This window comes from Flavobacterium niveum (assembly GCF_055231775.1).
In genome coordinates, this window is the sequence record NZ_JBUYSX010000001.1 from 646,385 (window position 1) to 670,115 (window position 23,731).

19 protein-coding genes are annotated in these 23,731 nt (G+C 44.8%); 11 read left to right on the plus strand and 8 right to left on the minus strand.

The features are described from left to right. Window positions 1–30: 30 nt before the first annotated feature. Entirely contained in the window at window positions 31–3,159 is a 3,129-nt protein-coding gene (locus tag ACZIX4_RS02675; protein WP_463334063.1) for a glycoside hydrolase family 2 TIM barrel-domain containing protein, read from the plus strand. A gap of 142 nt (window positions 3,160–3,301) precedes the next feature. Further along, window positions 3,302–4,303, plus strand: a complete 1,002-nt coding sequence (locus tag ACZIX4_RS02680; protein ID WP_463334064.1) for a family 43 glycosylhydrolase — start codon at window positions 3,302–3,304, stop codon at window positions 4,301–4,303. A 589-nt stretch (window positions 4,304–4,892) separates the two neighbouring features. Here the strand turns inward: ACZIX4_RS02680 and ACZIX4_RS02685 are convergent. Further along, entirely contained in the window at window positions 4,893–5,138 is a 246-nt protein-coding gene (locus ACZIX4_RS02685; protein WP_463334065.1) for a hypothetical protein, read from the minus strand. A 289-nt stretch (window positions 5,139–5,427) separates the two neighbouring features. On the opposite strand from ACZIX4_RS02685, the gene ACZIX4_RS02690 reads away from it, so the two are divergent. Beyond that, window positions 5,428–6,066 carry an MEDS domain-containing protein gene (locus tag ACZIX4_RS02690; protein WP_463334066.1) on the plus strand — a complete coding sequence of 213 codons (639 nt, stop codon included), beginning with the start codon at window positions 5,428–5,430 and terminating at the stop codon, window positions 6,064–6,066. A gap of 145 nt (window positions 6,067–6,211) precedes the next feature. Continuing rightward, window positions 6,212–7,213 carry an SDR family oxidoreductase gene (locus ACZIX4_RS02695; RefSeq protein WP_463334067.1) on the plus strand — a complete coding sequence of 334 codons (1,002 nt, stop codon included), beginning with the start codon at window positions 6,212–6,214 and terminating at the stop codon, window positions 7,211–7,213. Window positions 7,214–7,368: 155 nt separating this feature from the next. Here ACZIX4_RS02695 and ACZIX4_RS02700 read toward each other — a convergent pair whose 3' ends face one another. Genes ACZIX4_RS02700 through ACZIX4_RS02710 form a run of 3 tightly spaced genes read right to left on the minus strand, consistent with a single transcriptional unit; the run spans window position 7,369 to window position 10,545 of the window. Further along, window positions 7,369–7,845, minus strand: a complete 477-nt coding sequence (locus ACZIX4_RS02700) for a hypothetical protein (RefSeq protein ID WP_463334068.1) — start codon at window positions 7,843–7,845, stop codon at window positions 7,369–7,371. Window positions 7,846–7,859: 14 nt separating this feature from the next. Beyond that, window positions 7,860–8,342: an ankyrin repeat domain-containing protein gene (locus tag ACZIX4_RS02705; protein WP_463334069.1), complete on the minus strand. Its 483-nt coding sequence runs from the start codon at window positions 8,340–8,342 to the stop codon at window positions 7,860–7,862. A gap of 46 nt (window positions 8,343–8,388) precedes the next feature. Next, entirely contained in the window at window positions 8,389–10,545 is a 2,157-nt protein-coding gene (locus ACZIX4_RS02710; protein WP_463334070.1) for a catalase, read from the minus strand. A gap of 207 nt (window positions 10,546–10,752) precedes the next feature. On the opposite strand from ACZIX4_RS02710, the gene ACZIX4_RS02715 reads away from it, so the two are divergent. Continuing rightward, the gene (locus ACZIX4_RS02715; protein ID WP_463334071.1) at window positions 10,753–11,013 is read left to right on the plus strand and encodes a SemiSWEET family sugar transporter; all 261 of its coding nucleotides are present in this window, start codon (window positions 10,753–10,755) and stop codon (window positions 11,011–11,013) included. A 42-nt stretch (window positions 11,014–11,055) separates the two neighbouring features. On the opposite strand, the gene ACZIX4_RS02720 is transcribed toward ACZIX4_RS02715, so the two are convergent. Together ACZIX4_RS02720 and ACZIX4_RS02725 are read right to left on the minus strand one after the other, a co-directional pair. Continuing rightward, complete coding sequence (locus ACZIX4_RS02720) at window positions 11,056–12,423, minus strand: DUF2252 domain-containing protein (RefSeq protein WP_463334072.1); 1,368 nt, start codon at window positions 12,421–12,423, stop codon at window positions 11,056–11,058. A 5-nt stretch (window positions 12,424–12,428) separates the two neighbouring features. Further along, window positions 12,429–13,970, minus strand: a complete 1,542-nt coding sequence (locus ACZIX4_RS02725; RefSeq protein ID WP_463334073.1) for a DEAD/DEAH box helicase — start codon at window positions 13,968–13,970, stop codon at window positions 12,429–12,431. Between the two features lie 192 nt (window positions 13,971–14,162). Between ACZIX4_RS02725 and ACZIX4_RS02730 the strand changes: the two genes are divergently transcribed. The 5 genes from ACZIX4_RS02730 (at window position 14,163) to ACZIX4_RS02750 (ending at window position 19,863) form a co-directional block, all read left to right on the plus strand. Then, complete coding sequence (locus ACZIX4_RS02730) at window positions 14,163–15,893, plus strand: FAD/NAD(P)-binding protein (protein ID WP_463334074.1); 1,731 nt, start codon at window positions 14,163–14,165, stop codon at window positions 15,891–15,893. Continuing rightward, entirely contained in the window at window positions 15,890–16,573 is a 684-nt protein-coding gene (locus ACZIX4_RS02735; RefSeq protein ID WP_463334075.1) for a DUF421 domain-containing protein, read from the plus strand. The genes ACZIX4_RS02730 and ACZIX4_RS02735 overlap by 4 nt, the downstream gene beginning before the upstream one ends. A gap of 2 nt (window positions 16,574–16,575) precedes the next feature. Beyond that, complete coding sequence (locus ACZIX4_RS02740) at window positions 16,576–17,055, plus strand: DUF4385 domain-containing protein (RefSeq protein WP_463334076.1); 480 nt, start codon at window positions 16,576–16,578, stop codon at window positions 17,053–17,055. 173 nt (window positions 17,056–17,228) lie between these two features. Beyond that, on the plus strand, window positions 17,229–18,650 hold the full coding sequence (locus ACZIX4_RS02745; RefSeq protein ID WP_463334077.1) for an SDR family oxidoreductase: 1,422 nt from the start codon (window positions 17,229–17,231) through the stop codon (window positions 18,648–18,650). 265 nt (window positions 18,651–18,915) lie between these two features. Beyond that, window positions 18,916–19,863 carry a YihY/virulence factor BrkB family protein gene (locus ACZIX4_RS02750; protein ID WP_463334078.1) on the plus strand — a complete coding sequence of 316 codons (948 nt, stop codon included), beginning with the start codon at window positions 18,916–18,918 and terminating at the stop codon, window positions 19,861–19,863. A gap of 27 nt (window positions 19,864–19,890) precedes the next feature. On the opposite strand, the gene ACZIX4_RS02755 is transcribed toward ACZIX4_RS02750, so the two are convergent. Further along, window positions 19,891–20,352: a response regulator gene (locus ACZIX4_RS02755; RefSeq protein ID WP_463334079.1), complete on the minus strand. Its 462-nt coding sequence runs from the start codon at window positions 20,350–20,352 to the stop codon at window positions 19,891–19,893. Window positions 20,353–20,354: 2 nt separating this feature from the next. Then, entirely contained in the window at window positions 20,355–22,634 is a 2,280-nt protein-coding gene (locus tag ACZIX4_RS02760) for a PAS domain-containing sensor histidine kinase (RefSeq protein ID WP_463334080.1), read from the minus strand. Window positions 22,635–23,379: 745 nt separating this feature from the next. Between ACZIX4_RS02760 and ACZIX4_RS02765 the strand changes: the two genes are divergently transcribed. Then, window positions 23,380–23,712 carry a hypothetical protein gene (locus tag ACZIX4_RS02765; RefSeq protein WP_463334081.1) on the plus strand — a complete coding sequence of 111 codons (333 nt, stop codon included), beginning with the start codon at window positions 23,380–23,382 and terminating at the stop codon, window positions 23,710–23,712. Window positions 23,713–23,731 lie beyond the last annotated feature (19 nt).

Here is a 23,731-nt window from a genome sequence, read left to right on the forward strand (position 1 = left end):
GCATGGCAGCGTATCAAAGTTAATAATACCATGAAAAAAATATTTTTTGGCGTTGCCATATTACTCTCTCAGGCGCTTTGGGCACAGGGGGGAGTCGAGGACTGGGAGAACCCGGAAGTGTATGCCGTAAACAAGGAACCGGCGCGCGTAACGGCTTTACCGTACCCTACGGAAGCCATGGCAATAAAAGACGATTATCCATCCTCGCCATATTACAGATCGCTGGATGGAAAGTGGAAGTTTTATTGGGTGCCACGCGTTGCCGATATCCCAAAAGGTTTTTACCAAGACGGATATGACATTCGCGATTGGGCTGAGATTCCCGTACCCGGGAATTGGGAATTTAACGGCTATGGTGTTCCGATGTATATTAATATGGGATTTGGTTTTCCGAAGAACCCACCCTTTATAAACAAAGAAGATTCGCCTTCTGCCGCCTACCGCCGTGATTTTGAGATTCCGCAGACCTGGGACGGCAGGAAAGTATTCCTGCATTTCGATGCGGGAACAAATTCGATGTATGTTTGGATAAACGGACAGAAAGTAGGTTATACTGAAAACTCTAAAAGCCCTGCAGAATTTGATATTACGCCCTACATCCGCAAGGGAGTGAATACACTTGCTTGCGAAGTGCACAAATTCAGTGACGGCTCCTATCTGGAAGACCAGGATATGTGGCGCCTGGGAGGAATTAACAGGAGTGTTTACCTTTATAGTACGGCACAAGCCCGTATCCAGGATTTCTTTATACATCCCGACTTAGATGACAAATATAAAAATGGCTTGTTTAGTGCCGAGATAACCCTTAAAAATTACGCTGCTATATCGGCCGGATATACTTTGGCAATCGCGGTGTTGGACGCCTCGGGTAGGAGTGTTTTGCAGAAAAGCCAACAGGTCCAAATGCCTGCCGGGGGTGTTTTTGAGGCTGCCTTTTCCGGTATGGTACAATCTCCGCTCAAATGGACGGCAGAAACCCCCACCCTGTATACTGTGGTGATTACCCTTAAAGACGGGGCAGGCAAAATTACCGAGTCTACTTCCCACAAAATAGGCTTCCGGAAAATTGAAATCAAGGACGGGCAATTGTTCATTAACGGCAAGAAGGTCCATTTTAAAGGCGTTAACCTCCATGAATTCAATACCAATACCGGTAATGTGGTGACACCTGCGGAGATGGAACGTAACCTGCAGTTGATGAAGGAGCTCAATATTAACGCCGTCCGTACTTCACACTACCCACAGCCACCGCTTTGGTATAAACTCTGCGACCAATACGGAATTTATCTGGTTGCAGAGGCCAATCTTGAATCGCACGGCCTGGGTTTCGATGCTGACAACGTATCGAACTTCCCTGAATGGCATGGTGCCCACATGGACCGTATCATCCGTTCTCTGGAACGTGATAAAAACCATGCCTCTGTTATATTTTGGTCTTTGGGCAACGAAGCCAGCAATGGTAAAGCTTTCTTTGATATGTATGATTGGGCAAAGCAGCGTGATAAGAGCAGGCCTACACAATATGAACCGGCCTACCTTTATCGCGACGCCACTGCCAGCGCACGCAATACGGACATATTTGCGCCTATGTATCCTTCCTGGGAGTCTATGCTGGTTGATGCCAAAAGGGATCTCGGCAAGCCCTATATACTTTGTGAGTATGCCCACGCGATGGGGAACAGTATGGGGAATTTTCAGCAGTATTGGGACCTGATGCGCAGCAGCAAGAATATGCAGGGGGGATTTATTTGGGAATGGTATAACCATGGTTTCCCAGCGCATGATGAACAGGGGCGTTTCTATTGGGCATATGGGGGAGACCTCAAAGGCTATAACAAACTGAACCATGGTAATTTCTGCATGGACGGTATTATAAGCCCTGACCAAAAATACATTCCCCACACAGCCATTGTGAAGAAAGTATACCAAAATGTGTTGTTTAAGCCAAAAAACCTCAGTAAAGGAATTATTACGGTTATTAATGATTTTAAATTTATTCCACTCACGTCTAAAGAGTATATTTTCAAATGGGTCCTGTTAAAAAACGGAAGCTCTTATGCTACAGGTACTTTTGAGACGGAGATACCGGCAGACAGCAGCAAAGATATTGTCCTGAAGTTACCTAAGATTCAAAACACTGGGGGTAGCGAATATTTCCTACAAGTATATGCCTACCGTAAAACTGCCACAGATTTTATCCCTTCGGGTTTCGAGGTTGCCCGGGAAGAGTTTTCCCTGCCCGGTGGAGACTATTTCAAAGCAAAAAAAATACAGGGTAATCCCGTAGTAGTTATGGAAGGGGAGACAATACGTGTTACTTCCTCTACTTCCGCATTCGTATTTCACAAAGCTAAAGGACTCATAAGCGTTACAGATAAAGGAAATAAAGTATTCAGGGAATTACCTAAATTGAACTTTTGGCGTGCGCCTACCGATAATGACTTTGGTGCTAAAGCGCAGTTAAAACTGCGGTTCTGGGAAGGTATTGACCTTCGCCCACGTTACAGCTATGAAGGCATTGACCAGGCAACGGATGGTGTTAGGCTGCGATTTATATGTAACTATGATGGTCTTGATGCGGATATTACTTTGGCATACCTGGTAGGTGCAGACGGAAGCCTGACTATAGATGCACACTACAAACCCCGCTCGGAGCAGTTGCCCGAAATGATGCGCTTTGGGATGATCATGACTTTCCCGAAAGAATACAACCAGTTTTCCTGGTATGGCCGCGGCCCCGGAGAAAGCTATGTAGACCGGAAGGATGATAGCTTTATGGGTGTATATAACAGTACAGTACAGGAACAGGCCTATCCGTATTACCGTCCTCAGGAAACCGGAAATAAAACCGATGTACGTTGGTTCAACCTGGCCAATGCAACAGGGAAGTTTATAAAGGTTGAAGGTGCACATCCCTTATCGGTAAGCGCCACACAAAACAAGCCGGAAGACCTGGATCCCGGACGTGATAAAAAGCAACTCCATTTTTCTGATGTCCTCCCACGTGATGAAACTGTGGTTTGTGTGGATTTATTCCAGCGTGGCGTCGGAGGTTTGGATTCATGGGGTGCAAATCCTTTAGAAGAATATTGCTATCCGGGTACAAAGGAGTATCATTTAAGTTTTACCTTTAGAGTAGGGGATATCCCAAAATTTTAAGCGATAATTCTGCTTTTTAGCATACGTCAATAACAGCTGCCTGTACTACCTGAGACAACAATTTATTGCCTTTTCAGGCTTGGCTTATTTCAATACAGAAGGTAGTTGTTGTGTTTGGTTATTAATGAGTTAAGTTCGAAATATGAGAAAAATTTTATTACTTCTTTGTCTTTTTCCTGTATATACTTTGTTTGCGCAGCACTCCGGAAAAGGCAGTGTTGCACCCAAGCCCCTGTACCGTGACCCGATATACGACGGTGCCGCTGACCCAACCGTTGTATGGAATCCGAAAGAGAAAAAATGGTTGATGTTTTACACCAACCGTCGCGCGACCGATACGTTAAGTGAAGGCGTTGCGTGGGTGCATGGTACAAAAATAGGTATCGCGGAATCAACGGACGGGGCACACTGGAAATACCGTGGCGAAGCGGATATTACGTATCAGGAGGGTAATGGCGCTACCTATTGGGCGCCGGAGATTGTAGCGCATAACGGAACCTACCATATGTATCTCACGTATGTCCCCGGAGTGTTTAGTGATTGGAAGCACTCCAGGTATATACTTCATTTGACCAGTAGCGACCTTTTTAAGTGGCATTATGAGTCGACTTTGTCCCTGGTCAGTGACAGGGTGATTGACGCCTGTGTGATTCAACTTCCACAGGGAGGCTGGAGGATGTGGTACAACGATGAAAAGGACCGAAAATCTATCTATTATGCAGACAGTGAGGATTTATATCATTGGAAGCCGGGCAAAAAGGCAGTTTATGACCAACCGGGCGAAGGCCCAAAAGTGTTTCGATGGCATGACAAATATTGGATGATTACCGACGTCTGGAAGGGGTTGGCAGTATATTCTTCAGACGACCTTGAAACCTGGGTGCGGCAGGATGGTGGTAACCTATTGGCCATAGGTGGTGTTGGCACCGACGATGCAACAAAGGGTGGCCATTGCGATGTTGTTGTTAGCGCCAATGGACGCGCCTACCTATACTATTTTTTACACCCCGATTATTCTGAATCAGAATCCAGCCGATATAAGAAACAACGCACCAGCCTTCAGGTTACGGAATTATATTATAATAAAGGTACGCTTTCCTGTGACAGAAACCAGGCTACAAATGTCCGCCTTGCTATAAAATAGTTATTTGAAAGGATTGTCTCAGTTTCGGATGGTTCAAGTATTTATTTACGCATGGGCGTTGTAGGATTACCCGATCAGGTGTTTTTACCGACTCTTGTTTGTTTTTTTGGAAAACCTACAATGTTGTTCTATTAGACAGAGTCCTGTTCTGATAGGTATTTTTAAATAAGTCACGGAGCCTGCAGACAACAGGTTTTTAGTTTTGTTACCCTCATTTTATCTCAGATACGATTACCTTTTAATGATTATGGGGCGTCCTGAAATGAATGCTGCCAATTGGGGTAATAAGTTACATAAATTGATGTATAATTTATAGCGATATTGAAACTCAAAGGGATAATTTCATTGACGATTCCTTAAAATTGTATAACATTCGACAGCATCAAAATTTGGATACAAATTTGTTTATGAATGTATTTTTTACACCATAAATGCCGGGGTGGTTCCCGGCATTTTGATTTTTATGAATGGGTTTTCATTTTACGTTAGCGGTATACGATTTGGTCTTGCCCAAGCAGGAAATTCATAATACCTTTTAATTGCAGTTATGCCCCACACATTATGGGATTGCAATTGAAGTTTTCCAGGTTTAAGAAAAAACTATAAGATCATACCCTCGCGTAAAGGGTTCTATAGCAGGCAGCACCCAGGCAGCGAGAGAGCAGCGTTGATAAGCGACACTGTCAATGCATAATAGGTATAGAGGGGCATCGCGGTCTTCAGGCAGGTTGCCTGCTGCCTTGTTAAACGTCAGGGTTTCGGCTTTCCATGCCGTCCTTGCAAAGCGGTTTACACGGTTGATGAGGGCTACCGATTTGTATAAGCCTATTTCCAATTCCGAAATTAGCAATCCAATATTTATAAGCTTTTCCTGAACCTGTGGTGCAACATGGGTACAGTTTTTAACTAAAAATCACAAAAAAACAAACAAAACGCTGTTTCCGGAGTTTACTTATAGCAACGTAGAACGGATTATACTTTTCAAAGATAGTACATCCTAGATTTATATGAAATTGTTTGAGGCTATAGGTGCTATGCTTGAAACTCGTGTACGGAAAAAAACAAATTAAATCAATTGAGGTGTTCTTACATTCGCCTTCGAAATAATACGTAGATTTGTAAGCATGAGCGAACAAACACTTTTTTCGGTATGCGGCGAGAAATTGATGTCACCAATGCATATCTGTGGTTTTTTTAATTCCAGAGAGCAGCAATACGAGGTGATTATTCCATATATTATGGAGGGTTTAGCCGCGAATGACAAGGTTATCAACATTCTCGAAAGCAACCGCCATGGTGAACATTGCCGTTGCCTCACAGACAATGGTATATCCATTGCCAAAAAAATGGCGAGTGGACAATTGGAAATATTATCCTCTGAAAACAGCTACATAAAGGATGGTAAGTTCGCTGCGGGCAGAATGTATACCATGCTCGAAAACACCTTGATATCCGCGTCAAGGGCAGGGTATGATGGCGTGAGGGCTTGTGGCGATATGGTGTGGGCACTTAAAAATCTTCCCGGGACAAACGAACTCCTGGCCTATGAAGCCAGCCTGAATGAACTTACCCCCAAATATTCTTGTTCACTGATTTGTATGTACGATGTGAGTAGTTTTAGTGAGGATACGCTTACTGATGTATTGCACACTCATCCTTATGTCATTAAGGATGGAAAAATTAGGAAAAACCCACATTATTTAGAAGCATCAGCAGTAAGAGCCGGCTTTTCGGATTTCATATCCAAACCCTTGAAATCGTAGGTCTCAATTTCAGCATATTTCACACATAGGAAATCTCTCAATAATTTATACACTGATACTTTGTAAAATCTTTAACGGGCTTTTACCAATCCTACTATACAGAGCATCGTAACTTTAAGGTTTAATGAACCCAAAAAATGAAGTTATGAGTAAAGAAAATACAATGACCCGCCGTCAGGCACTCGGGGGGATCGGTGCCGTGCTGGCCACCACTGTAGTAACACCTGTGCTTGGCAACGAATTTAATACTGAGGGAAATATGTCGAGCCCTATGGAAGACCCAACTACAAAATACCCACAGCCGCCTTTTAAAGAACAGACCCAAGAGTGGCCTGGACTGACAAGCAAGATGAACCCGCGTCCCGACCATGGCGAAAAAAGCTATAAAGGTTCCGGAAGGCTTAAAGGCCGCAAGGCGCTCATCACAGGTGGCGACTCCGGTATGGGCAGGGCTGCCGCAATTGCCTATGCCCGCGAAGGGGCTGATGTAGCCATTAACTATTATCCAAATGAGGAAGAAGATGCCCAGGAAGTAATAAAACTCATAAAAGCAGAAGGACGTAAGGCTATTGCCATACCGGGCGACCTGCGTGACGAGGCATTCTGTAAAAAGCTGGTTGAAGAAGCAGTAAAAGGGCTTGGAGGTTTAGACATATTGGTAAACAATGCCGCACGCCAGCAAACCCAGGAATCGATTATGGATATTACTTCTGAAGCATTTGACGCTACCATGAAAACGAATATCTATGCTCCGTTTTGGATTATCAAAGCCGCATTGCCGCACCTAAAACCGGGTGCTTCAATCATTGGCACCACGTCGGTACAGGCAACGGATCCCAACCCTGAATTGTATGATTACGCCCAAACCAAAGCCGCTACTACGAATTACATACGTTCCCTTGCCAAGCAGTTGGGGCCGAAAGGCATTCGGGTAAATGGTGTGGCGCCGGGACCGATTTGGACACCACTTCAGGTAAGTGGTGGTGCCACGATGGAAAAACTTAAACAGTTTGGTGGCGATACACCGTTGGGTAGGCCGGGACAACCTGTGGAACTAGCCTCTATTTATGTACAACTAGCCGCTAATGACGCCAGTTACAGTACCGGCCAGATTTACGGAGCCGCTGGTGGTGGTGGGCAGCCATAAAACGGATAACTCAGGGTGTCGATGCGGCTAAAATGTATAATATCTTCGATAAGAAGGGAGCTAACTGCGTGAAAATGGCAGTGCAGCCTTAGCAGTTACTATTGAATAAACAAAAACAGCCTTCAATTTGAAGGCTGTTTTTGTTTATAGGCATATTAAATTTTATCGGGCGTTTTACTATGTTTGCTGCTACCTAATGCCTTATATGTACCTATGCCTGAAAGCGAAAATACGATATGGGCAATCAGGAGCTGCCTGTAATAGCCATAACGGTAATTATGTGGCGGTTTGTCGTGGTGGGTAAAAAGCAGCTTCCATACCGCTATTCCCACTCCTCCGCTAATAATCCCTACCCATAGCATCCTTGCAGTGCTGGGACGGTGCAGCGCTTTTTTCCACACGAAATAATAGGCGGCTATAAATGCGATACCCGTTGCGTAATGTAACCCCCATCCTGCGGGATGGCTGGCTGTATCGTCCAAGTCTAAATTTTCGGAGTTGTCAATCAGCTCGTTAATCAGTACCGGCTCTACGTACTGCTGCCGTTCTTTTTTGGCCCTGATATAGCTGTATAGCGTCATGAATGTCGTGCCCACAATACCTGCAATGATAATCTTTTCGGTAGTTTTCATAATGGCAATAGGTTTTAGGAAGCCATGCGTTGGAGCTTGCCAATGGCAATTTCGTTATGTTGCTGGTGGGCGATTTCCAATACACCAATCCCGCGATGGTCTTTCAGGTTAATGTCGGCACCACTATCCAGCAATAGGTCAATCATGTTGTTGCGGCCAAACATTACGGCGAACATTAGTGCGCTACCACCGTTGCCGTGTAGTGCATTTACATCGGCACCATTGGCAATCAGGAGCTGGGCAACGTGCTCATACCCTTTGAAGCTCGCGCCCATTAGGGCGGTGTTACCACTGGCATCAGTGGCATCAATGTCTGCGCCTGCGTATAGCAGCGCCTTTACAGCCTCATACTGGTTGTTGTATGCGGCGATGATGAGCGGCGTATAGCCGCGCTCATCGCGTGTATCAATATCGCTTATCAACTTGAATATTTCCTGTAATACAGGCACATTGCCCTGCCTGGAAGCGGCAAATAATGCAGTAGTCAATTGGTCCATAGCTTTCTTATTTTATGATTTATTCGGATTGGCTGCCCAATCCTCGTCATTCCGTTATTTTAGCCTCGCGTTCCCAAATGCGGTGCCTGCCCATCTGGGTTTTAAAATCATCGGTAAACGCTTTCGCTGTCCCGTTATTGATTAGTACCCCGAGGAGGTTTTCATCATTCCCTGCTTTCATTTTGTTGCCAATGGCGGTTTTCTCAATCAGCCCGTCCAATCCGGCATCAAACCCGATTACCTTACAATGCTTATACGCATCATTGATAAATTCAATGACGTTGTCATTTTCACCTAGGGAGGTAACATTTTCTGCTGACGGCACATATACGGCATCAAACAAAACTGAGGATGACGAGAAGAATGCAAAATCGGTAATGATTTCAGACCCGGCATCGCCGGTAATATTTCCGGCATGCGGCCCGATAATCTTCGGCGCAGCCCCTTTGGCCTCCAGTGCCTTTTTCAGGGCATTCAGCGATTTTTCACTTACGCCTTCTGCGCACAGGAATGCCACCTGGCGGGTTTCGATACTACCTGTATTAGTTGGATTGTCCACCATGCTCAGGGCAGGAGACGGGGCATAGCTTTTATCAAGTGGTTTTGGCTCGTGTTTTTTAGGGTCAGCATCTGCGCCAACACCCTTATTCATTGGTTTTTCAGGTTGTGGCACGGCAAAGCCAAGCCCCGCAGCTACCTGTTTAGCCAGTTTTTTATCGACCTGGCCCAGCAAGCCTACCATACGCTCGCGTATGGCTACGGTTTCCACTTTACTGAGTTCAAAGCGTAAGGCTTTGATGATGTGCTGCTTTTCAATATCGCTCTGGCTGTTAAAGAATAACGTTGCCTGGCTAAAATGGTCGGCAAAGCTTTCGCTGCGTTCACGGACCTTGTAGGCTTCAATGCGCTCGTTATGGCTTACAAAGCCACCTTCCGTTTCCCTGGCTTGCTGTGGATATCCATTGGCCAGTGAGTTGGGGCTGTAGCTCACGCGACCGGTGTTGATTTGCTGCCTCATGTGGCCGTCGCGCTGGTTGTTGTGCACGCCAACAACCGGGCGGTTAATCGGTATTTCATGGAAGTTGGGGCTACCCAGCCTGGAAAGTTGTGTATCAGTATAGGAAAACAGCCTTCCCTGTAGTAAAGGGTCATTCGAGAAATCAATACCGGGCACAATGTGGCCCGGATGGAATGCCACCTGCTCCGTTTCGGCAAAGAAATTATCCGGATTTCGATTGAGTACCAACCTGCCAATTGGCGTAACGGGTACGAGTTCTTCAGGTATAATTTTAGTGGGGTCTAACAGGTCAAAGTTGAATTTGTGCTCGTCTTCTTCGGGCACCAGTTGTACGCCAAACTCCCATTCGGGGAAGTTGCCCATTTCAATATTGTCCCACAAATCGCGGCGGTGGAAATCGGGGTCGTTGCCCGATATTTTCAGGGCTTCGTCCCACACAACGGCATGCGTGCCCAGTTTGGGTTTTAGGTGGAATTTCACAAAGGTGGATTTACCCTCGCTGTTGACAAAACGGAATGTATGGATGCCGAAGCCTTCCATCATACGGTAGCTGCGTGGTATGGCGCGGTCGCTCATAGCCCACATAACCATGTGCATGCTTTCCGGCATTAATGAAATAAAATCCCAAAACGTATCATGTGCTGAAGCCGCCTGTGGCATCTCATTGTGCGGTTCTGGTTTTACGGCATGGATGAGGTCAGGGAACTTCATGGCATCCTGTATAAAGAACACAGGTATGTTATTGCCCACCATATCAAAGTTACCCTCCTGGGTATAGAATTTTATAGCAAAACCACGCACATCACGAGCCAGGTCCGTTGAGCCGCGAAAGCCCGCCACAGTAGAGAAACGTACAAACACCGGGGTCTTTACCGATGTGTCGTTAAGGAAAGCAGCCTTTGTATATTGAGAGACATTACCGTAGGCTTCAAAATAACCGTGTGCACCCGAGCCGCGCGCATGCACAATACGTTCAGGGATGCGCTCATGGTCAAAGTGCGTGATTTTTTCACGCATGATAAAGTCTTCCAAAAGCGATGGGCCTCGTTCACCGGCCTTAAGGGAATTGTGGTCGTTGTTTATTTTAACGCCGTGGTCGGTGGTGATGTATTGCCCATCGGCATATTCCCGGTTTACCTCCAGTTCCTTCAGCTTTTCATTTTTAGGTGTAGTTTGTTTTTTCATTCTAAGTAGTTTTTGTTGATGTGTTACTTAAAATTAAAACAATCGCTTGGGGTGTTTTACCTGATTAAGAAAACTTTAGTATGCAGTTGAAGTATCCTTCATCAGAATATAAAACCCGCGAATAATTTTATAAACGCTTATCGGCGCTTCATGAAAATTTAATGACTACCTTTAATAGTATCGGTCTGATTTCTAAAATTTGCGCTTATGGAATTCATTGAGATTTTAGGGATTACAGCAGGGCTTTGTACCTCCGCATCGCTATTTCCGCAGATTATTAAAACGATAAAAACAAAAAAAGCAGGCGATGTGTCCCTCGGTATGTTCGTAGTGCTGCTTTTTGGGAACTCGCTCTGGATTTATTATGGTATCAGTAAAGAGGATGTGGCAATAATTTCAACAAACATTTTATCCCTTGTACTCAATATCATCATCCTGTTTTTGGCCCGCAAGTATAAAAAGGAATAGCCACGACTTTTTTACCTGTGCACGGTGGTTTTTGGCTTTTGATTATGTCGGCAACAGTCCGTGCTTTAGGGCATGCAGCAGCAACCCATAATCTTTTTCGTTTTGGTCGGCGTACTGCATGGCGTATTTTGCTATTGTGTCTTCAAACAGTTCATCCTGTCCCATATAACCGTTTAGGATGGCAGCATCCCCGGTACGTGCATGCGCGCGAGAAAGTGCCCAGCCGCAGGATTTTGCATACCGCAGGAAAATATCATGTTCCATGGTATCCAGCGATGGCTTTACTTTGGCATCGCGCAACTGGCGTATGTAAAACTGCCTCCCTGCAACGTCGGTCGTCCAGCCCAAAAAGATATCTGTGGCCGATTGTATGAGTTTTTGGCCTGCAACCACCCGCTGGCCGTGGTATTTGAACTTGCTTTTCCCTGCATAGGGTTCCAGCACGCTTTGGTGCGCTTCCTTAAATTGGAGGAATAGCGGTTCGCCCATCGCAGACATCAACAATAATACGCCGCAAAACGTACCTACGCTGCCCACACCAACCACCTTCATGGCGACATCCTGTATCTTATAGCGGCTCAGCAATGTCTTTTTATCATGGGACAGTGAGCGCAGGTATCTACAATAAGCATTTTCCGACTCAGCAAAGAAACCGGCCTGCTTTTCCTTTGGGACGTGGAAAATCAGGGGCGGGTTGTCCTTAATCAACGGGTGTCCCTGTTTATTGTGGGTCAGCTTTGCAAATTCTTTTTGATGTGGTATGCGCTTGATGGCCTTTTTTATTTCTTTAGGGTCGAATTGCTTCATCTCCTTTATCTTGCCTGAGTGTATCAGTTCCTTCAGGCTTATCTGCGCGTACCATATTTGCAGGGCCGACATTTCGGCGTATTCAGCCATGTGCTTGCGATAGCTGTTTACTGCCGTCCATGCAGCTTCATGGCATTGAAGGTCAGAGAAGCCCTTGTCGCGCCCCGCAATGGCAAAGCTCGCCGCAAGACGTTTTACATCCCATTCCCAAGGGGCAACTGACGTCTCGTCAAAGTCGTTAATGTCAAACACTAGTTTACGTTCCGGCGTTGCAAACCCGCCGAAATTCAGCAGGTGGCAATCGCCGCAAACCTGGAGCTTTAGGTTGGTCGATGGTGCTAATGACAGGTCTAAAGCCATCACGGCGGCGCTGCCCCTAAAGAAAGAAAACGGTGAGGCCGACATACGTTCATAACGCAGCGGCAAAAGGCTCTGCATCCTGCCCGCACTACTTTCCTTTAAAATATCTATGGAGTTCGGACGGCATTCCGATTCAATGGAGTTTAATGACGCTATGGGTAAAAGCCTCTTTTGCGCTTTTCCGATTTTGTGGCGCGTTTGCTTTGACGAAACGGCTGTACTATTTTCTGTAGGATTTTCCATACTTCTTATTTCGCAGCCAGCCTTTCACGCCTGTGCATTATTTTTTGTATCAGCACCCTGAGTTTGGTTTTGTAGTCACCTGCCAGCCATTCGGTATAATTCTTTGTGACTTTGCCCAGGCATTTGGCATATTGCTTTACTCTCCAGTTGATTTCCTTTTCCAGTTCTTCACTAAGGTGTAGCGCTTCTGAAATGGTTTCGGCATTATCGACGCACATCACGGCATGCTGGCGGATGGAGTCGCGGATTACTGTTTTGGGTTTCTCCCCGTTTTCCGTTGCCTTGTGGTGCGCCTGCTGGACATCAAACAATACTTCAAGGGAATTGGGGAATTTGGAACGTATTTCAGGGGATATAGTATGGCTTTCATATTCCGTATGGCTGCTCATGCTTTCGTGGTATTGCTCCGGATTTTCAAAAACATACTTCCAGTCCACAGGGGCGTTCCATTCGCCGAAACGGTCGGTATTATTACCAAGGTCAATGATGTTAAAGGTCTTTTTATTTGGCAGCCTGCGCGAGCCACGGCCAATCATCTGGTGGTACAGGGTAAGCGAGTTGGTGGCACGGTTCAGGATAACCGTTTGCACCGAAGGCTCGTCAAATCCGGTGGTCAGTATAGAGACTGATGTGAGTATGGCACCTTTGGTCTTTTTAAACCATTTTAGAATGGCTTCACGTTCTGCAGGTGATGTCTTGTTATCCAGGTGCCTGCAATCGTATCCTGCATCGGTAAACATTTGGCAGACTGCTTTAGAGGTAAATATACCGGTATTGAAAATCAGTGTTTTTTTGTTTTTGGAATGCTCGCGGTACGCATGCAACAGCAGCTCCAGCATGGCCGGGGCGGAGTAGAGGGCGTCTGAAGAGCTGACGGTATAGTCCCCGTGCTGGCCTGTTATAAGCGAGTTGAGTTCCACGTCATACCTCCAGGTTTTAGGGCGTGCCAGAAAGCCCTGTTCAATGAGTGAACCTATAGGGGCACCGACAATCAATTCGCTGTAGTTGTTCTTCATGGGCAAATTGATATCTGCACTAAAAGGCGTGGCGGTAACCCCAATGACAGTCGCATTTTTAAATTTATCAAGTAGTTTTTGGAAAGAGTTGTGGTGGGCTTCATCGATGATCACAAGGCCTACAGTATCGGTATTCATCTGTCCTGATTTTATCCTGTTCTTCAGGGTTTCAACCATGGCAACATAGCATAGCGAGCGGTCTTTACGGCTTATCGATTTTACGGTGCTGGTTATGGCTTTATTGGCTATCCCGGCATTTTTGAGGGTTGTTGCCGTTTGACGGCACAGCTCTTTGCGGTGTGTAAGCACAACCACTTTTCGTTGGAACTTTTTAATATATCGTTTCGCAATCTCAGAAAATATGACGGTTTTCCCCCCGCCGGTGGGCAATTGGTACAGGAGCCGTTGCGGTGTGGTACTTTCCCCGATTTTTTCGAAAAGCGTAGTAATATCTGATTCCTGGTAGTGGTATAACTTTTTGGTATTTCTGTTAGCAGGTGCAACAGGTGCTTCTACAGTAGCGGTTTCCATAATTGACAATTAAGAAATCTAATGTAGCGAATAGCAGGGCGCGGAAATGGTAAAGAATTTATAAATATTGATGTGAAATTTTGCAGGAATATATTAAAATTATGCAGCATCGGTTTATTTAATATTTTATTAGAAATTTTTCGGCCATCTCCATGCTAACTTAGTGTACAACGGAAATTACCTAACACTATAATGGAAACAGAAAATAGAAGGATTGCGATTCTGGGCGCGGGTCCCAGCGGCATGTTTATGTTTAAAAGGCTCATAGAATCAGGCGATAAAAATATAACCATTGAAATTTTTGAGCGCAAATCGCAGGTTGGGGCCGGGATGCCATATAGCAGCGAGGGCGCGAACAGGGAGCACATTACTAATGTATCGGCTAATGAAATACCTACAATTGTAACCTCGATGCAGGATTGGGTCGATACTGTGGACAACGCCGTGCTCCAGCCTTATCATATTACTCCCCGGAATTTCAACGAATATAAGGTAGTGCCACGCCTGCTTTTTGGCAAATACCTGGAAAGCCAGTTCGGGTTACTGTGCGATAAAGCCCGTGCAGCGGGCTTTACGGTCGTGTTGCATCTCGGCACATCGGTAACCGATATCATTGACAAGCCGGAATTACAACAGGTTTTCATCGAAATCGAGGGTGAGCGGGTTGAGCCCTTTGATGCGGCCATTATCTGTACCGGGCACAACTGGCCGAAAAAACATGAAGGCAAGGTTCCGGGATATTTTGACAGCCCTTACCCGCCAGCCAAGCTAAAGCTTGAGTTGAACCATGCGGTTGCAATTAGGGGATGTTCCCTTACAGCAATAGATGCTATACGCACCCTGGCACGGAGCAATGGAAATTTTGTGGAGGGTAATGATGGCATGCTGCAGTATATTCCTTTAAAAGGCACAAAGCGTTTTAAGATGATAATGCATTCCAGGAACGGCTTACTCCCTGCGGTACGCTTTCACCTGGAAGACTCGCACCTGCAAAACGACTCCCTGCTGACACCTAAAGAAATTGAACAGCATAAACGGGAAAATAACGGTTTCCTCTCGCTCGATTATATATTTGAAAAAGACTATAAAGACCTTTTCAAGGAGAAAGACAGGGACTTTTACGAGCGCATTAAAAACCTTAGCATTGAAGAATTTGTAGACCTTGTAATGGGTTTCCGTGAAAAAGCAGATCCTTTTGAACTCCTGCGCAGGGAGTATTTAGAAGCCGAACAGTCCATACAAAAACGGGAGTCGGTGTATTGGAAAGAACTGCTTGCCGTGTTGAGTTTTGCGATGAACTATCCTGCAAAATACCTTTCGGCAGAAGATATGCTTAGGCTCCAAAAAACGCTGATGCCTTTAATTTCGGTTGTGATTGCTTTTGTCCCGCAGACATCATGCCGCGAATTGCTTGCACTGCACAATGCCGGTAAGCTGGAAATCTTATCAGTTGGCCAGGAAAGTGATATCGAAATTAACGATAATGGCGGTATATCTTATCACTACTGCAATGAGGATGATGAAAGGTGCTCCGCTTCCTTTAAAACATTTGTTGATTGTGTGGGGCAGCCGCACCTCTCGTTTGAAGAATTCCCTTTTAAAAGCCTGCTTTCAGGTAATGTAATTACCCCGGCAACATTACGTTTCAGGTCGGATAGTAAAGGCGAGGAATTATTTAAGAATAAAACAAAAAATGTAAAAACGGAAGAAGGGCACTACGTACTTAAAGTCCCCGGAATCAGCATCAACGATAATTTCCAAATCGTGGGGCCTGACGGCACGGGTAATGAGCGGTTATTTGTAATGGCAGTGCCTTACATTGGTGGTTTTAACCCGGATTACTCGGGCCTTGACTTTTGTGAGGAGGCATCACTGCGCATCGTGGGCCACCTTGAACAACAAACTAAAAAAATAAGCGTATGAAATTTGATTGGGAAGGCATTTTCCTCAACGGCCTGGACTGGCAACAATCTTTGGAGATTGGGCTCCGCACGCTAATCATGTTTCTGCTGGTGCTTACCTTTTTGCGCCTGAGCGGCAAGAAGGGCGTACGCCAGCTCTCCATTTTTGAGGTCGCCATAATTATTGCCCTGGGTTCGGCAGCCGGGGATCCCATGCTCAGTAACGATTATCCTATACTGCCTTCATTGCTTGTTTTTGCTGTAATCATTATATTGTACCGTATCATTACCTATTATGCCGGTAAAAATGAGAATTTTGAAAGCCTGGTGGAAGGCGACCCGATGTACATTATAGAAGATGGCCAATTTGTTATGGTAAGCCGTACAGCGCATAATTTCGCAAAGGACGAGTTTTTGGCAGAATTAAGGAACGAGGGCGTGTCACACGTCGGGCAGGTCGAAACGGCAATACTTGAAACCAATGGCAAGCTCAGCATATTTTTTTATCCCGATGATAAGGTGAAGCCCGGGCTGCCTGTATTGCCAAAACAGTACAATAAAAAATCAGAGCATATTACCCGCCATGGGGAGTATGCCTGCACTAACTGTGGGAATTGCGAAGAGTTGGCGCAAAGTAGCAAATGCAGCCGCTGTGGCGAAAAAGAATGGGTGTCGACAATTGATAATCCAAGGATAACATAGCCATGGATACACCCAGTTATCTTGATTTCGATAAGGACAACTACCCATGGAAACCGGATATTGATTACCGCCGGCATCCGGAATTGTATAGGGTCGGTAAAGGGGAACAGGGCGTGCTGATATGCGAACCTTATAAAAGCGAGATTGGCCAGTACTGGCGTTTTAAAGATGCCGAGATAGCACAGGAAAGCAGCACCAAAATTTTGGAACTGTTTCATCAATATCTTCATCAGGATGATTTCGTTGGGGCAGATATGGCACGTAAATACCTCCAGATGGGTTTTACGCGTGCGAGGCGGTATGCCAATTACAAAGGTGGTAAAAAATACGACCGTGAAAAAAACTACAGGCCTTTTGAAAAAGGTACCGGTGAACCTGAAAAGGCCAGGGCAGCAGCCATTTTTTATGATGCATGGAAAGAGGCTGAGGCGAATGAGGTATATAGCCGGTTAAAATCAGGTTGGAAAGAAAGGTATGGTTGAGCTGACTTGTAAATCACAAAGCCAGCATAATGATACGACAATACATCATATTCCATTATCACTTCTTTTTGCTAATACTATCACAATTATCATTCCCACAACAGTTGTTGATTTTGGAACGTTGTAAATTTATGGATAGCTGAAAAGCAGTTACTTTATTTATAACAGTCTCCATGAAAATCCTCCTTACCGGTGCGACCGGATACATAGCACAGCGATTGCTCCCTGTCCTCTTGGAACAGGGGCATCATGTTGTATGCTCGGTGCGCGACAGTACCCGCTTTAATAAAAAACGCTATGGTAAGGACAGCAAGCTGGAGGTAATCGAAGCTGATTTTTTAGACAAGCAAAGCCTGGAACATTTCCCGAATGATATTGATGCCGCATACTACTTAGTGCATTCTATGAGTGGCTCTGGGGAATTTGGCAGTAAGGAGGAGACTTCTGCTCGCAATTTCATTGAAGCTATTGATAAGACAAATGCCCGCCAGGTCATTTACCTGAGCGGTATTGTTAACGATGCTAAACTTTCCAAACATCTTGCCTCACGCAAAAAAGTTGAAGAAGTACTCAATTCCGGAACCACATCCGTTACCACGTTGAGGGCAGGTATTATTGTAGGCTCCGGTAGCGCATCATTTGAAATCATCAGAGACCTGGTTGAGAAATTGCCGGTGATGGTGGCACCGAAATGGGTAAATACAAAGTGCCAGCCCATTTCAATACGCAACGTTATTGAATTTCTATCCGGGGTGCTGCTCAAAGAATTTACTTTCGGCAAACACTTTGATATTTACGGTCCTGATATCCATACCTATAAACAAATGCTATTGGAATTTGCTGCAGAGAGAGGATTAAAGCGTCGTATTATAACGGTACCCTTTTTTACCCCTAAGTTATCCTCATATTGGCTGTATTTCGTTACGTCAACATCCTATACACTCGCACGCAACCTTGTAAATAGTATGAGTGTGGATGTAGTTGCAAAACCGAACAACCTTGCCGAGCAACTTGATATCAAACCGTTATCGTATCGCGAAGCCATCCGGATTGCTTTTGATAAAATTGAACAAAATTTGGTGCTTTCCAGCTGGAAGGATGCTATAGGAGGTACGTATTCAAAAAAGATGGTAGAGAAACAGCTGAAGGTACCCCAGTTCGGAGTCTTTACTGATAAAAAGCAGCGGAAGGCAGCTGACCCTGTAAAAGCACTCAAACGTATATTTGCTATTGGTGGTGCCTCAGGTTGGTATTATGGCAACTGGCTGTGGGAATTCCGGGGTTTTTTGGACAGGCTTTTCGGAGGCGTCGGTCTGAAACGTGGCCGTAAAAACGCCGTTGAAGTCAATACCGGGGATGTACTTGATTTCTGGAGGGTGATATATTCCAATACTGAAGAAAAGCGGTTGCTGCTATATGCTGAAATGCGGATGCCCGGTGAGGCCTGGCTGGAGTTTAAAGTTAAGGATGGAACCGTTTATCAAACGGCGACCTTCCGTCCCGTCGGGCTTTGGGGAAGGTTGTATTGGTACGCCGTCCTTCCATTTCATTATTTTATTTTCAATGGCATGATAAACAAAATCGCATCGGATTAAGTGGTGAAACGATGCTATAGCAATAAAAAGTTAATTCTAAAGAAAGATGTATAAGATTAAGCCACATAACGATACTATTTTCAGTACTGCAATAGCAGGGGTTATGCTCTTGTTGGAGCTGTTGGTCATTACTTTGGTCGTACTTCCTTTATTAGTCCTTATGCTGCCTTTCGCTTTTATACAAAAAGCTATAAGTACATAGAAGCTTTCATTTTTTTGTCAGTATGCTAAGGCGCTTTCTTATAAACTTTGAAAAGAAACGGATATGAAGCTTAAAAAGATATTTTCAGACAGTTTTACCATTTTTAAAGACACCATTAAGGGATTCTCTGAAGACAAGGGCTTAAAGTTAAGTGCTTCACTTGCTTACTACACGTTATTTTCCCTTGCCCCGTTACTACTGCTTATAATCTCCCTTGCCGGGGCATTTTTTGGCGAAGATGCCGTAAGGGGGACCGTGTTTACAGAACTCAATGGACTACTTGGCAATCAGGCAGCAGCTCAGGTACAGGAAATTATCAAGAATATGGAACTATCGGGCGATACCACGTTCTCACTTGTGGTCAGCGCGGTAACACTCGTAATCGGTGCCACTACCGTATTTGGCGAATTGCAGGATTCCATCAACATGATATGGAGCGTGAAGGCTAAGCCGAAACGCGGTTGGGTAAAGCTGTTAAAGGACAGGCTGCTTTCCGGTTCACTCATTATTGGCTTGGGCTTCCTGTTGGTAATTTCGCTGGTGGTAAACGGCTTGTTGGACACCTTTAACACCCTTCTCAAAGGCTGGTTTGCCGATGTATGGGTGGGATTGTTTTATATTCTCAGTATCGTAGTAAACCTTGTGGTGCTTAGCGTGGTATTTGCGGTGATCTATAAAGTGCTTCCTGATGCCAAGATAAAATGGCGGGATGTACGTGCCGGTGCTGTATTCACCACCTTGCTGTTTCTTTTGGGGCGCTATGTTATCGGCATTTACATTAATTCTTCCGGTACCGCGTCCACGTACGGCGCGGCAGGCTCACTCATTGTGATATTACTATGGGTGTATTATTCGGCAGCCATTATGTATTTCAGCGCGGAGTTTACCAAAGCCTACGCTGCGTTTAAAGGTGAAAAGATATTGCCAGCCGAGTATGCTGTTTATGTAGAAGAGAAGGAGACTGAAAAACCTACTGCTAATATCACTAAGGAAACGAAAAATAATTCGTAAATGGGTTTGGCATACTTCAAATAATCATTACTTGTTCCAGGAAAGATGGATGTGTTTGCAACCTTTTGAATAGAGAGCTGCAAGTGCTTCTTTTAGGCCGGGTCCAAGATTGGCAGTAATTACCCTCAATATTTCGACCAGATCCCGAAAATCATTTGGTTTTACAAAATAGCACAGGGCACCAAGTGCCAAGGAATCATCCATCTCTTTCCGGTGCGAAGACGTGGAGATCATAATCACGGGTATAGTACCATGTCGCAGGTCTTCTTTTAGGACTTTTAAGCACTCCAAACCACTCATAACAGGCATGTTCATGTCCAGGAAAATTAAATCCGGTATCTCTTCCACCCCCTTTAATTGTTTCAATAATTCATCGCCATTGACAGCAGTGTAGCACAGCAGGTCATCATTTATAATTTCCAATGCCTCCTGGAACATTTCCCTATCGTCCCTGTCGTCGTCAGCCAGCAAAATTACGTTTTGTCCCATGTCTAAATATCGATTTCTTTTTGCTGCAAAGGAAGTGTTATAATAAATGTCGCGCCATCGCCGGGGATTCCCGTGGCTGAGATTGTACCGCCGTGGCGCTCCACGATTTTTTTGCATAATGATAATCCGAGGCCGGTACCCTCGAACTCATCTTTAGGGTTAAGTCGGGTAAAGGTTTCGAAAATGCGTGAGGCGTGGTGAGGTTCAAATCCTATTCCGTTATCAGAAAGTGTAATTCTTGCAATGCTCTCATCTATTTCTCCCATAATGGAAACCTGTGGCGGGATGCCGGGCCTGGCAAACTTTACCGAATTGTTGATAAGGTTATAAAATAGTTGGTACAGCAGTACCGGGGCACCTTCAATAACAGGCAGGTTTTGATAGTCGATACTGCCGTTTACTTTTTGCAGGGTAACTTCCAGGTCAGTTTCAATATTTTTCAATACTTCATTTAGGTCGACCCGAGCTGCCATTTGTGGGGCTGCATTAGTAGTGGAATAAGACAACACCCCATCTATCATCGAGAACATACGGTCTGTAGCCACATGTATGCGCTCCATGAACCGCTTGCCGGTATCATCCAGCTTTCCGTCTAAATGGTATTCCAGCCTACTTGTGTATGTTTTTATCTTACGTACCGGCTCCTTAAGGTCGTGTGAAGCAACGTGTGCAAATTGCTGCAGGTCTTCGTTAGAGCGCTGTAAATCCCTGGTGCGCTCTGCCACAAGGCCTTCCAGCTTTTCAGTCATGGTTTTTTGTGTGGTAATATCGGCAGCGGAACCAAACCATTCCTGAATGTTGCCATACTGGTCAAAAATGGGTACTGCCCGCGAGAACGTCCATCCGAGGGAGCCATCCGCTGCAAGGACGCGGTGTTCCAGTTCGAATATAGTTTTAGCAGACACTGCTGTTTCTATTGCCTTTTCTACAATATCGCGATCTTCGTTATAGATGTATTTTTCAATCCAATTCAGCATCGGTTCCCCGGTGTCGGTGAGGAAGCCGCGTCCTTCAAGGTTGCGCATGATTGTCCAGTCGGCATTCATACTATACACCATGTCGGAGGACGCATTTACCAAAGCACGGAAACGGCTTTCGCTTTCTTCCAGTTTCTTGCGCGCGGTAACCTGTTCGGTTACATCAATGGCTACCTGTATCATACCGATTATCTTTCCGTTTTCCCAAAGGGGGCGGTAAGCAATGTTGTAATAATAATCTATCATGATACCCGTGCGCTTATGCGATACCAGTACTTCTGATTGGTTAAAAGGTATGCCTTCTTCATACACTTTAATGACCTGTCCCCAAATGTACTGCTCGGTTAATTCCGGCATATTTTTTAGAAGCGATGTGCCAATAATTTCTTTGCCAAAGCCGATCATCTTCAGCATAGGTTCATTAATCTGTTCTACGATTAAATCATCACCCATCAGTATTAACGTTGGTGCCGGGGTTTGCTGTATCATCCCGCTCAAGCGCATTTCACTGTGCTGTAGTTTCTCTTCCGCTTGTTTAAGGTCGGTAATGTCCCGGGTAGTTCCGGCAATAGCTTCTACCTGACCTTCTTCATTCAATACCGGTACAAGGATATAGTCGTAAATACGGCTGCCCAATTCGGCATGAGGGAAGGAAACAGTACCCCGGATTGACTTTTTATTAATTTTTATCTCATCAATTTCACGTTCGTGCATGGCAGCGTGCCATTCTTCATACCCGTTTTCGCGCAGGCCGACGCCAATGGCATCTTCCGCACTCTTCCCCCACATTGCCAAAAGCGCTTTGTTTGCGTAGGTAAACCGGTAATCGAGGTCAAAAACATACACCAGATCCGGCGTATTGTTAGTGATGGAATCGTAGAGCCTTCTTTGCCGCTCTGCGGTATCAAGTGCTTTTTCGAGAGTCGCCTGGGCCCCCTTTTGTTCGGTTATATCTTCGGTTGTTACTATAAGTAAATCCGCTTGTTTGGTAACGGTAATGCGCAACCAGTATTCGTGGTTGTTAATGGTATAATGATGTTCTAATTTACCCGGATTGCCAGATTTGGTTACTGTGATAAGCAGTTCAAAAATACTTTTTTCGTCACGTGAAGAAAAAAGTTCTGAATAGCGTTTGCCAGCAAAGTCCTTTTCTCCAATCCATTTCAGGGCGGTATCGTTGCAAAGCTGCACAGTAAAATCCACAGGAACATCTACTTCGTTGTATTCGGGCTGCAATACCACGATACCGTTTGAGGCAGAGTCGAACAGTGCTTGAAGAAGGCCTTTGTTTTCGGTTAGTTCCATTTTTTTTATGTCATGACTTGAGTAATGGCATCACACTTAGCTAAAGTACGAAAATGGACAAAATACACAATCGCAATAACGTATATGGGCAAGGTGACTAAAGAGATTTTATGTAAAGCTACCGAAATGGGCAATGCCATCGTGCCACATTTAACATATTAGGGTCAGTTATTAACGTATGGTGTTACACAGCACATTTACATTAGAGGTAACTTTACGTAAAACATACCGAAATGTCGCTCACCACTCAAATAACCTGGCTTTTTCTACTGGCAATCCCAATAGCGTGTGTAGCCTGGACCGTTACGCACGAAGAAGTATTTCGCGAACCCAGGGAGTACTGTGTCAATTGCAGTAAGAATTCCAAATCGCTATGGCGAAGGAAGTTCTTCTATTTATTCACTTGCGAATACTGCTTCAGCCACTACGTTACGATTGCTTTTCTGTTACTAACGAATTTCCAATTATTGCTTACCGGATGGAAGGGATATGTCATCGCAGGTTTTGCCTTAGTATATGTAGCCAATTTTTACATGAGTATTTTCGCCTTGTTGCGGCAGGCAATAAAAAAAGAGAAAGTCGAAATAAAAGCAATTGAGAAAGAATCTCAGGAGGAAAGAAAGTGAAGTCTTTTAAAATTCACATATATTATCATAAACCAAAAATATATTGCATTTGCTTAACAGAAGCTTACCAGTCCTTAACAAAATGGCCTTAATGCTTGAAGTAATTTTACTGTAATCAGATGAAAATTAAACTTCAAGGTATGAATACACCCTCATTTACCAGTATGGAAAACATGCGATGTGATACGACTATTTCGCATGCTAAGATAATTGCATGGACTAAATCCAAGGGAGGCAAACCTGCTGTATTGAAAGACAATGACGGTAGGAAAAGCGATAAGCTTCATATTAATTTCCTTGGTTTTGCAGAGGATGATGTACAGGTCTCATGGGACGAATTCTTTACAATTTTTGATGAAAAAAATCTGGAATTTACCTATATGGCAGAGACAAAAGAGAGCTTGGAAAACCGTTTCTATAGGTTTGGGTCTAATGAACGCCTTTCTGATTAAATATTGACGTCTTATGTAG